Origin of the sequence: Oceanobacter kriegii DSM 6294 (assembly GCF_000422845.1) — a bacterium.
In the GTDB taxonomy this organism is placed as follows: domain Bacteria; phylum Pseudomonadota; class Gammaproteobacteria; order Pseudomonadales; family Oceanobacteraceae; genus Oceanobacter; species Oceanobacter kriegii.
Genome location: NZ_KE383932.1, coordinates 112544 through 124044, shown reverse-complemented (window position 1 = coordinate 124044; position 11501 = coordinate 112544). Strand labels below are relative to the sequence as shown.

The 11501-nt window shown below is 56.4% G+C and carries 9 protein-coding genes; all 9 read right to left on the bottom strand.

What is annotated here, in order from left to right; translation table 11 throughout:
• Positions 1-1059: FliH/SctL family protein (locus tag G516_RS23085; RefSeq protein WP_036537227.1), on the bottom strand; the 1059-nt coding region annotated here is incomplete at its 3' end.
• A gap of 53 nt (positions 1060-1112) precedes the next feature.
• Positions 1113-2120, bottom strand: coding sequence for a flagellar motor switch protein FliG (gene fliG, locus G516_RS0117090; RefSeq protein ID WP_028294670.1), 1008 nt, complete (start codon positions 2118-2120; stop codon positions 1113-1115).
• A complete protein-coding gene (gene fliF / locus G516_RS0117085; RefSeq protein WP_084645170.1) occupies positions 2113-3858 on the bottom strand; it encodes a flagellar basal-body MS-ring/collar protein FliF in 1746 nt (581 codons plus the stop codon). The genes fliG and fliF overlap by 8 nt, the downstream gene beginning before the upstream one ends.
• Positions 3859-3912: 54 nt before the next feature.
• Positions 3913-4434, bottom strand: coding sequence for a flagellar hook-basal body complex protein FliE (gene fliE, locus G516_RS25115; protein ID WP_051219555.1), 522 nt, complete (start codon positions 4432-4434; stop codon positions 3913-3915).
• Between the two features lie 374 nt (positions 4435-4808).
• Positions 4809-7925 carry an efflux RND transporter permease subunit gene (locus G516_RS0117075; RefSeq protein WP_156879088.1) on the bottom strand — a complete coding sequence of 1039 codons (3117 nt, stop codon included), beginning with the start codon at positions 7923-7925 and terminating at the stop codon, positions 4809-4811.
• Entirely contained in the window at positions 7925-9157 is a 1233-nt protein-coding gene (locus tag G516_RS23080) for an efflux RND transporter periplasmic adaptor subunit (protein WP_084645168.1), read from the bottom strand. Before G516_RS23080 ends, G516_RS0117075 begins: the two co-directional genes overlap by 1 nt.
• A 309-nt stretch (positions 9158-9466) precedes the next feature.
• Complete coding sequence (locus G516_RS0117065) at positions 9467-10138, bottom strand: glycosyltransferase family protein (RefSeq protein WP_028294666.1); 672 nt, start codon at positions 10136-10138, stop codon at positions 9467-9469.
• A gap of 222 nt (positions 10139-10360) precedes the next feature.
• Positions 10361-10675 (bottom strand): AzlD family protein, encoded by a 315-nt coding sequence (locus G516_RS0117060; RefSeq protein WP_028294665.1) that lies wholly within the window; start codon positions 10673-10675, stop codon positions 10361-10363.
• On the bottom strand, positions 10672-11421 hold the full coding sequence (locus G516_RS0117055; protein WP_028294664.1) for an AzlC family ABC transporter permease: 750 nt from the start codon (positions 11419-11421) through the stop codon (positions 10672-10674). The genes G516_RS0117060 and G516_RS0117055 overlap by 4 nt, the downstream gene beginning before the upstream one ends.
• Positions 11422-11501: the final 80 nt, after the last annotated feature.

Genomic DNA, 11501 nt, shown 5'->3' with positions numbered 1-11501 from the left:
TTCAGCTTCTACGGATTCAGCTTCTACGGATTCAGCTTCTACGGATTCTGGTTCTGCAGATTCTGGTTCTGCAGATTCTGGCTCTGCGGATTCTGGTACTGCGGATTCTGGTTCTGCGGACTCTGGTTCTTCAGGCTCGGCATGCAACTGCTCAACAGCTTCGTCGATTTCCTGCGCCAATTCGGCAGCCTGGGTTTCTTCGTCAGGTACGGTTTGCACCAATGCCGGAGCCAACTGTTCTAACAGCTGTTGCAGGTGGTCGTACACCCGATAGTCCACTTGGCTGTCGGCGGTTTTCACCTTGCATTCACCGGCCTGCAGGTTCGGGTCGATATTGAAGTCCAGGCTTTCGCCAAACTCAGCCAACTGACCTTCCAGAAAGCTGGCATCGTCTCTGGACACAAATACTTTCGCTTGCTGTTCTGCGCCGTCAGGCAGTTGTTCCAACGCGCTGCGCACGTATTGGTGGATGTTTTTGGCTCCATCCGCCAGCTCATAACGCAGCACCTGCTCGCACGCCATCATCACCAAACCTGCCAACATTTCCGGCAGCTGTTGATCACGTTCAATCAGGCTTTGGCTGGCAACCTGTTGCAACGCCTTGAAGCGGTCCAACAGTTGCTCCACCTGCTCGCCGGTTGCTTTCAGGGCTTCGGCCTTGCCTTCGTTAAATCCGATGGTGTTGCCGGCTTTTTCACCTTCCTGCTTACCGGTTTCGAGGCCCTTGGCATAGCCGTCATCGTAACCGGCTTTTTCACCATTCTGGCGGCCTTCCACCAGCCCTTGTTCAAGGCCCTCGTTGTAGGCTTCGCGACGAATATTCTCCAGTTCTTCGGCGGTCGGCAGCTGAATTTCTTCTTCAATTTCCGGCTCGGGTTCAGGCTCTGGCTGACGGCGGCGATTGGCAATCATCAACGAGGTATCCGGCTGCTCCCGCTCGGCCTTGTGCACCACTTCCTCGGTCCAGAATGGCAACTTCCACGGCCGCGCCTGCTCGCCTTCCTTATCGAACATCAGCTCACGTTCCTGATCCTGCTTGTGTGAGTCGTTGCCTGCCATCAGTTATCGCCATTCACCCGAATCTGTACCCGTGTAAACAAGGCCTGGTGTTACTACACCATGGCCTCGCCACCACCACCCAGCATGATTTCGCCAGCATCGGCCAAACGACGTGCAATGGTGAGGATTTCTTTCTGCGCACCCTCCACTTCGCTGACCTTGACCGGCCCTTTGGCGTCGAGGTCGTCGCGCAGCAGTTCGGCAGCCCGCTTGGACATGTTCTTGAAGATTTTTTCCTGCAAATTCGGATCGGCACCCTTGAGCGCCAGCACCAGCAGGTCGGTGCCCACTTCGCGCAGCAGCGCCTGAATACCGCGGTCGTCGACGTCGACCAGGTTGTCGAATACGAACATCAGGTCCTGAATCTGGGTACCCAGATCCTCGTCCACTTCGGTAATGCGCTCCAGCAGTTCGGCCGCCAATGTGCTGTCGACCATGTTGACGATGTTGGCCGCCACTTTGACGCCTCCCATGGTGGTGGTCTGGGCTCCACCCTTGCCAGAGAACTGACGCTCGAGGATGTCGTTCAGCTCTTTCAGGGCCGCAGGCTGTACAGCCTCCAGTGATGCCACCCGCATGATGATGTCGAGGCGAACTTTTTCGTCAAAGTTGGAGAGAATTTCGGCCGACTGGTCGGGGTCGAGGTACGACACCACGATGGCCTGAATCTGCGGGTGCTCATGACGGATCAGGTCAGCCACCTGACGTGGCTCCATCCATTTGAGCGAGTCCAGACCCGATGTATTGCCGCCCAGCAGAATGCGGTCGATCAGGGCGCCTGCTTTGTCACTGCCCAGTGCCTGCGTCAACATATTGCGAATGTAGTCATCCGACCCAAGGCCCATGCCGGTTTGGCCAGAGACGGCTTCGAGAAACTCCGCCACCACGCCTTCCACCTGGGTTTGGTTAATGTTCTGTAAGGTGGCCATCGCCGACCCCACTTTCTGAACCTCTTTCGGGCCCATGTGTTTAAGGATCTCGGCGGCGTCTTTCTCACCCAGACTCATCAGCAGGATGCCTGCCCGCTCGACGCGGGTCAGGTCTGTTTTTTCATCAGCCATTTTCTTCGTTCACCCATCCGATTATGACTTGAGCCACGCGCGCAGGGTCTTCTGCAATCAGGCCTTTCAGTGCATCCAGCTGACGTTCGTAGCTTTCGGAGGCACCGGGCAACAGCAGTTGATCCATACCGGCAATCGTGACCGAATCTTCTTCCATACCGGAATCTGCATCTTCCAGTTCTTCCAGCAGAATGGCGTCGTCTTCTTCACCTTTACTGGACAAGCTCTTGAAGGTGGGTCGGATCACGCCGAAGATCAGAATCAGGATGAACAAGCCTGCCATCACCTGTTTCATGATTTCCCAGAACCAGGGCTGGGTCCAGAATTCGGGCTCGCCCATTTCCAGTTCGGCTTTGCCCATGAACGGCGAGTTGATCACGTTAACGCTGTCGCCACGGGCGGCGTTAAAACCGACGGCGTCTTTCACCAGAATTTCCAGTCGCTGCAGATCGTTTTCCGTCCATGGAATATAGACGGTCTCGCCATCGGCGTTGGACGATTCACGGTCATTCACCACCACAGCAACGGTCAATCGGTTCAGACGTCCCACTTGATGCTGTTTGAAGCTGAGAGTCCGGTCGATTTCATAGTTGCGAGTGGCTTCCGAGCGGGAACGGCCATTGCCCCCAGCACCAGCACCACCCGTGCCGATGGCTTGCTCAGGAGCGGTTGGGTCTGCCGGTGGTTGGTTCGACAACGCCCCCGGAATACCACCATTGATGGGGCCATTGTTGGATTCGTCGATCAGCTGTTCGCTGCGCAGAGCAATCAGATCGGGGTTGTAGAGTTCTTCCGCCTGTTCCAGACGGGTAAAGTCGATATCGGCAGACACTTCGGCCTTGTAGTTGTCGCTGCCCAGTACCGGCTTGAGGATGTTATTCACCGCCTGCACCACGTTATCTTCCACCCGCTGGGTGTACTCCAGTTGCTTGGCGGCCAGCAGCTCTTCGGTGGTTTCTTCTTCTTTCGACAGCAGGTTGCCGTACTGGTCGACGATGGAGACGTCCGCACGGGACATTTCCGACACGCTTGATGCCACCAGATTCACAATCGCCTCGACCTGATCCTTGTTCAGGTCACGACCCGGAAACAGCTCCAGAAACACCGACGCCCGCGGCTTGCGCTGGTCTCGCACAAACACCGATTGCTTCGGCAGCGCCAGGTGCACGCGGGCATTACGAATGGACTTTACGCTGGCGATGGTGCGTGCCAATTCGCCTTCCAGACCACGGCGGTAGCGGGCGTTTTCAATAAACTGGCTGGTGCCCAGCGAGCTGTCCTGATCCAGCACTTCAAGGCCAACGGTTTTGTCGTCGATCAGTGCTGCAGCCGCCAGCTTCATGCGGGCATCGTGCAGGTCGTTGGCTTCCACCATCAAAATCTGGGTGCCGGGATCAATCTCGAATGCGATGCCTTCGCGCTGCAACACCTCAATGATTTCCTGGGCATTGTGGTCTTGCAGGCGATGAATCAGCGGTTTGTAGGTTGGCTCTTGCGACCAGATCATGATCGCAATCGACAGTGCGATAACCAGAGCAATACCGCCAATGGTGACCGCCTGACGGCCCATCGGCAGCTTGTTAAAGCCCAGTAGCACCGGGTGGCCGGATTTCTCTGCAGCAGCGTCGGTACGACGGCTGTCGAGTGCAGCGCTGTCGGCATTAGCCGTGGCAGCAGCGCCCGATGCCGCTGCACCGTTGGCCGCCAGATCGCCGGGTTTGGCAGGTACATCAGCCATGGTAGGCACTCCTGTTCGATGGGATGAAGGTCATGTGGGTCATGGGCTTCTCCCTTACAGCGGCATGTTCATAACGTCTTTGTAGGCTTCCACCAGCTTGTTGCGCACCTGGGTCATGGCCTGAAAAGACACGGAGGATTTTTGCATCGCAATCATCACATCCGGCAGGTCTACCGTTGGGTCGCCCTGCTCGAAACGGGTTGCCAGCTCCTTGGCGGCCTTCTGATTGTCGTTGACGGCATTGATGCCGTTGGCAAACATGGTTTGAAAATCGGGAACGGTTTCATCCATTTTGGCGGTCGGGTTCACAGCCTCGGTGGCGGTGACCGACTCCAACTGCTGGGCCAGCTGCGCCTGAAAACGGCTGGGTGCAACGCCATCGGTCGTCATGCTGTTTGGATTCAACGCGGTAGGGTTGGTATTGGGATTAAAGCCGCCAATGTTAGCGCCCGGCGCAACACCGGCATTGGCCGCTTGTGCCGACTGATTAACAGCCAACTCCTGCTGACTGCGAAGCTGGTTCTTCACCTGGCGCATTTGCATCAGCACAGAATTCACATCAACACGATCAACCATACCCTTCCCCTCTTTCCGGTAGCTTGACGACTCTTTGACGCCCTCACTCGGTTGGTGAAGTTTTGGCCATGAGTCCGTCGCCTTTTTGGCGTTTCTACCGTTAAAACTGTTTGTTAGAGGGGGAGTTGCAACCGGCTTGCCAAGTTTGCCGGGCGGCAAGCCAGAACAGGCAAGAAATTTCCGCCAGCGGCAAGAAGGGGTTTTAAATCAGGGACTTAACCGGGCTCAGCAAAACGTAACTGCGGGCGGGCCGCGCTCCCGGGAATTTTTATCAATAGAAGTAGAAGAACCACCACTGACGCAGGGGCACGTTCGCAGAAGGATAATTGCGAACCGCTTACGCCGTGGTGGTTTTACAGTCGGACCTGTAACTATCAGGCTTTCTGATCTGGGGCTTTGCTGTTACCGGAAAGCCGCTCAACCAGTACGTAGAACAACGGGATCATCACAATCGCCAACGTCGTCGCGCCCAACATGCCACCAATCACACCCGTACCAATAGAGTGACGGCTGGCAGCGCCGGCCCCACTGGACAGCGCCAACGGCACCACGCCGAGAATAAACGCCAACGAGGTCATCACAATCGGCCGGAAGCGCAGCCGCGCGGCCTGCATTGCCGCTTCATGGACCGATACCCCGTCTTTACGCGCCAGCACGGCAAACTCGATGATCAGAATGGCGTTTTTCGAAGCCAGACCAATCAGCACCAGCAAGCCAATCTGGAAGTAGATATCGAGGTTGATGCCTCGCAACCAGATGGCCAGCACTGCGCCAAAGATCGCAAACGGCACCGCCATCACCACCGCGAACGGCAGGCAGAAGCGTTCGTACTGGGCCGCCAGAATCAGAAACACCATGATCACACCAAACACAAAGGCAATGGTGCTGGCAGAACCTGCTTGCTGTTCCTGATAAGCAGAACCAAACCAGGCCAGATTGTAGTCCGGCGTCAGCACCTCATTGGCGACTTCCTGCATCGCCACCATGGCCTGACCCGAGCTGTAACCCGGCGCTGGATTTCCCATGATGCGAGCCGACATCAGCACGTTAAAGCGCTCGATAATATCCGGCCCGGACACCCGTTCGACATCGATCAGAGTCGACAGCGGGATCATGTTGCCATCGGTCGAGCGCACGTACACATCGCGCAGGTTCTCCGGCCCCTGACGGTATTCCGCCTCGGCCTGCAAGTTCACCTGGTAGTTGCGCCCTTGCAGGGTGAAGTCGTTAACGTACAACGACCCGAAGGTGCTCTGCATGGTTTCAAACACGGTATTGATCGGCACATTCTGGGAGCGGGCCTTTTCACGGTCGACTTCCAGTTTGTATTGCGGAATGCCGGTATCCAGCGTGGTGCGCACGCCTTGCAACTCTGGACGGGCGTTAGCCGCCGCAATCAACTGATCCGCCATGGCTTGCAGCTCCGCCGGTGGCGCTCCCACCAGATTTTGCAAATAGCCTTCAAAGCCTCCGGTGGTCGACAGCCCCTGAATTGGCGGCGGCGTGAAGGCAATGATGTTGGCGTCTGGATTGGCGGCTTCTTCGCCATTCAACACGTTGGCCATGCTCTGGGCGTCTTGCCCCGGCGCTTGTCGCTCTTTCCAGTCTTTCAGCGCCACAAAGGCAACGCCGCCGTTGGTTTTCAGGCCTCCGGCCAGCAAGTCCCAACCGGCAAAGGCCACCACGTCTTGTGCCAATGGGTCGTCTACCAGGCGTTCGGTCAGTTCATTCACCGCTGCATCGGTACGGCCCAGCGAAGCCGCTGCTGGCAACTGCGCCACGGCAATCACAATGCCTTGGTCTTCCGGTGGCACCAGTGCCGTAGGAACCCGGCCATACATCACAATGGTGAGGCCAATAAGACAGGCAAACAGCACCACGCCCAGCACCGCCCGTTTCAGCAAAAACGATACACCCGACAAGTAGCCACCGGTCAGGCGGTCAAACTGACGGTTAAACCAGCGGAACGGAGCCGCTGGCTCGGTGTGGCCTTCTTTCAGCATGATGGCGCACAAGGCTGGCGTCAGCGTAAGAGCCACCAGCCCGGACAGGAACACCGAAATGGCAATGGTGATGGCAAATTGCTGATACAACACCCCGGACAAACCGCCAATAAAGGCCACCGGAATAAACACCGCACACAGCACCAGCACGATGGTAATAACCGGCCCGGTGACTTCTTCCATGGCTTTTACGGCAGCGTCACGCGGCGACAGATGCTCTTCCCGCATCAGTCGTTCGACGTTTTCCAGCACCACAATGGCGTCGTCCACCACAATACCGATGGCCAGAATCATGCCGAACAGCGTCAGCAGATTGACCGAGAAACCAAACAGGTACATGCCAGCAAAGGTGCCCACCAGCGATACCGGAATGGCCAGTAACGGGATCAGGGTGGCGCGGAAGTTCTGCAAGAACAGGAACACCACCAGAACCACCAGTACCAGCGCTTCAATAAAGGTGTGAATCACCTCCTCTACCGACACTTCCACAAACTTGGTGGTGTTGTACGGAATCGAGAACTCCAGCCCTTGCGGGAAGCGTGCCGACAGCTCTTCCATTTTGGCCCGCACAGCGTTGGTGGTATCCAGCGCGTTGGCACCCGGTTGCAGATAAATGGCGATGGGCGCAAACGGCTTGCCGTTCAACGAGGCATTAAAGGCGTAGCGTTCGGAGCCAAGCTCAACCCGGGCCACATCACCCAGCCGCAAAATGCCGCCTTCGGCATCGGAACGAACAATGATGTTGCGGAACTGCTCGGCGGTTTTGAAGCGACCGTCCGACGTCACGGCATAGGCAAAATCCAGATGGTCATTGCCGGGTGCGGCACCAAAGTTACCCGCTGCGGGCTGAATGTTCTGCTCGCGCAGGGTGTCGGCCAGATCGGATGGCGTCAGCTGATACTGCGCCAGCATGTCCGGTTGCAACCAAATCCGCATGGAATAGTCGGTTTGACCAAACACCCGGGCATCGCCAACGCCGGGGACCCGCTTGAGCTGGTCGGTAACGAACTGCGAAGCGTAGTTATTCAGGTACAGGCTATCGAAAGTGTCGTCCGGCGACGACAGCGCCACCATCACCATGATGGAGCTGGAGCTTTTCTGCACCGTGACCCCTTGCTGGCGCACAATATCCGGCAAGCTGGCCAACGCCGCCTGCACCCGGTTATTGACGTTAATGGTGGCCTGATCCGGGTCGGTGCCAATCTCAAAATACACCGACAAACGCATGTAACCGGCGTTGGCAGTGACCGATCGCATGTAGATCATGTCTTCAACGCCATTGATCTGCTGCTCAATCGGCGCTGCCACCACTTCAGCGATGGTTTCGGCGCTGGCTCCCGGGTAGTTAGCCTGCACGATCACTTCTGGCGGCACGATTTGCGGATACTGCTCGACCGGCAAGTCGTACAGCGCAGCCAACCCCGACATCAGCATGACGATCGATAACACGATCGACAGTACCGGTCGGTCGATGAAAAATTTCGCCATTATTCAGTCACCTCTGCAACGTCCTGCTCTCTCTTGGATTGGGTCTGGGTTTCGGTCTGGGCGTGGTTTTGGTTTAGAAGCTGAGGATCAACGGTCATGCCCGGTTGCAGCTTCATCTGACCGCTGACAATCACCCGATCACCAGCCGCCAAACCACCGACCACCAGCTGGCGCTCGCCAATACGCTCGCCCAGTTGCACCTCGACCGGCTCCACTTCATTGCTGCTATTCACCAACAGCAGCGCCGACTCCTGGCCGCGCTGCGACACCGAACGGGCCGGTACATCAATGGCGTTTTCAAGCTGCAAGCCGTTCACCCGTAACCGCACAAACTGGCCGGGAATCAGCTCAGCATTGGGGTTTGGAAACTGCGCCCGCAAACGTACGGTGCCGGTTTCGGGATCAACCTGACGGTCGCTGAAGTCAATCCGGCCTTCGCGCTCGTACAGGCGGCCATCCGACTGCAACAAACGGATATGCACCGGGTTAACGTCACCTTTCAGGTCGGATGCCTGGCCAGAGCCAGCGTCTGGTTGCAACGCCGCACCAAAGCGCACGGCATCGGCTTCCGGAATGGAAAACTGAACATAAATTGGATCAAGCCGCTGCACCGTTACCAACACATCGCCTTCGTTGATCAGATCACCCGGCTCCACCTGTCGGATACCGGCATAGCCACTGATCGGCGTAGTGATGGCGGTGTAATCGAGATGGATACGAGCATCGTCAAGGCTGGCTGCCGTGCGCTGCACCGAGGCCTTGGCCAGCTCCAGATTCGACAGGGCATTGTCGTAATCCCGTTCGCTGACGGTTTTGCTCTTGTAGAGACTGGAAATCCGCTTCCACTCGCGCTCGGCCTGACGCAATTGCGCCTTGTCGTAATCCAGATCGGCCTGGGCTTGCTGTACTGCCGACTGGTACAGGGTCGGGTCAATCTGGAACAGCGGACTGCCCTCGCTGACCAAACGGCCTTCCTGATACTGCCGCTCCAGCACAATGCCACTGATGCGCGAGCGCACCTGAACATCGTCAGACGCCTGAGTCCGTCCCGGATACACCCTCGGTACCGCCATGGTGTGCGGGCGAATGGTTTGCACGTCTACCGCCACTGGCTCGGCTGCGGCCGCCGCAGGCGTTTCAGACGACTCGGACTGACAGCCACTGATCAGCAAAGTCGCGACCAGCAAAGACAGCGGTGCCACGCCATAAACTCCAACAGGAGATGGTTTCATAGTTGGTTCCCAAATATGTGTGAAAATAAAAAAGAAGATCGATTGAGGTTCGCAGGAATAACAAAACGCTATCACAGCGAATATTGGCTCATTAGCGACGCAAATAGCGGAGGCTTATGAGAAATACTCACCAATGGATTTATCAGCCATTCTGTTAAACAAACTCTCGAATCACAGGGATTTACCGCGCCATTTGATGCGTAATTCGGGGCGTTCTATAAATATTGATATTTGTGCCCAACAACGCATCAATCTGTTCGATTATTTTTATTGAAAGGATATTTCTGAAACCTAGCGCCTCGTAAAACCTCAGGCTGAGCGATACAGGCCCGGCGGGGTGTCCAGCGTACGGCTGTCGTTCACGTTGAGCTTCACCAGATTACCGGGGGCGTTCGCCACCAAGCGCTCAATCAGATTGTCACCGGGAAACAGCATCAGCTGTGGCCAAAGCGCCCGGCCGACCACCACAGGGAAACCCGGCTGCCCCTGGCAGTACGGCACCACCAGACTCTTGCCATTGCCAAATCGGCACAGTTGATCGAGGGTATCTGGCTGCACCGGCAGGCGATTGACCGGAATAATCACCAGCTTCTGAATGTCCTGCCAGCGGGTTTCATTGCTGATGATCGACAAGGCATCAGCAATGGCAGCACCACTGCGACCCGCCCCGTGCTCTGAACGATACAGATGACAGCTGTCGTCCAGACCCAGCTGCCGCCGGGAATGACGTACCGATACCACCGCTGCCATGCGCGTATGCTTGGATACCCTGTCGGTGAACATCGAGCGATAGGCCGACACATGGTGGTAGAGACCGGTTTCAAAACCGGATTCGGGATTGGATATAGAATGAAGTGAATCTCCAGCCTGGTATTCGGGGTCATCAAATACATGCCCGTAAACACCACTGGAGTCGGAATCGGTTGCCAAAAACAACGCCAGCGTTTTGCTGGTTGAGGCCGGATTTATATAACTCGCCATCGCCTTTCTCCCTGATTACCTTGAAAATAACCAAGCGAAAGCCATTCGATATCTTCGTACCGATTCTGGATATAACGCCCGGATATTGGATAAATCATCGGCGACGACGATTGATTAAACAACGACCGTCAATCGCAAGCGTTTATGCAAAAAATTCATGGAATAAAAAGACAGGAAGGTGGGCCTACTCGCCCACCCAGAAGCCACAACGACGCCCGGCAATCAAACAAACACCTGCCGGGCAACAGCCGCGGCACACACACCTGCGGTAATGGCCACCATTGGCTTACGACACGCCAACATCGCCAGCGCCGTTGCCAACAAACCACACTGAGCCCCTACATCGCCTTTCACAGCCATCGGTGCCAATAAAGCAATCAACACCGACCCCGACATACCTTCAATAAAACGCTGCCCACGAGGGCCAATGGGCACCATCGACATCACATACACACCGCCCCAGCGGGTTGCCAGTGTCACCAATGCCATGGCCAACATCAGCCAAATCAGGCTGTTGCCTGTGGTTTCAATCATCATGGCTTTGCCTCCGTTTGCTGCGACTTGCGCTCATGCAGCAGTACATTAAACAACCCGCCAGCCACCGCTCCGGCCACCACATAACTGTTGGCTTCCAGCACGCCCCACACCAACAACGACACAACGCCCGCCACCAGCCAGATCAACCATTCACGCAAACGTTGCTCACCACCAAACGCCATCGCCAACAGGAAGCAACCCACCACCATATCCAGCCCAAAGCGTTCCATGGTCGCGCTGCCACCGCTGATGCCACTGCCAAAGGCAACACCAAGCCAGGTGCCAACCACCCAAAACAACCATAGAGCCAAGCCACCACCAAACAACACCCCAAGCCCTGACTGACCATTTTGATAATGCTGCAACGACATCGCCCAGTTGGCATCCGACACCACCGTCATCACGCCATAGCGCTTGCGCACACTCATGCTCGACAACCAGGGATACAAAGTTGCCCCCATCAACAAATGGCGAGCATTAATGGCAAAAACCGTTGCCAACAGCGTGAACAAAGGCACCTGTGCGCCCCACATATCCAACGCGGCAAATTGGGCATAACCGGCAAAAACCAGCGCACTCATGGCAACGGTCGAGGCATCCGACAGCCCTTGCTGCGCCGCGGCTAGTCCAAACGCCGCCCCAAACACCACCACAAACATGGAAATCGGTGCCAGCTTGCAGAAGCCCTTCCACACCTGCTGTGTGTCAAAGACCTCCCGTATTTGGGCATTCTGTCGTTCGCTCATCTATCCGGCTCTCATCAAGTTGTTATCCAGCATCTGGCACCACTATGGCGGGCTGAATAAAAATCGAAAAACGGATAAAT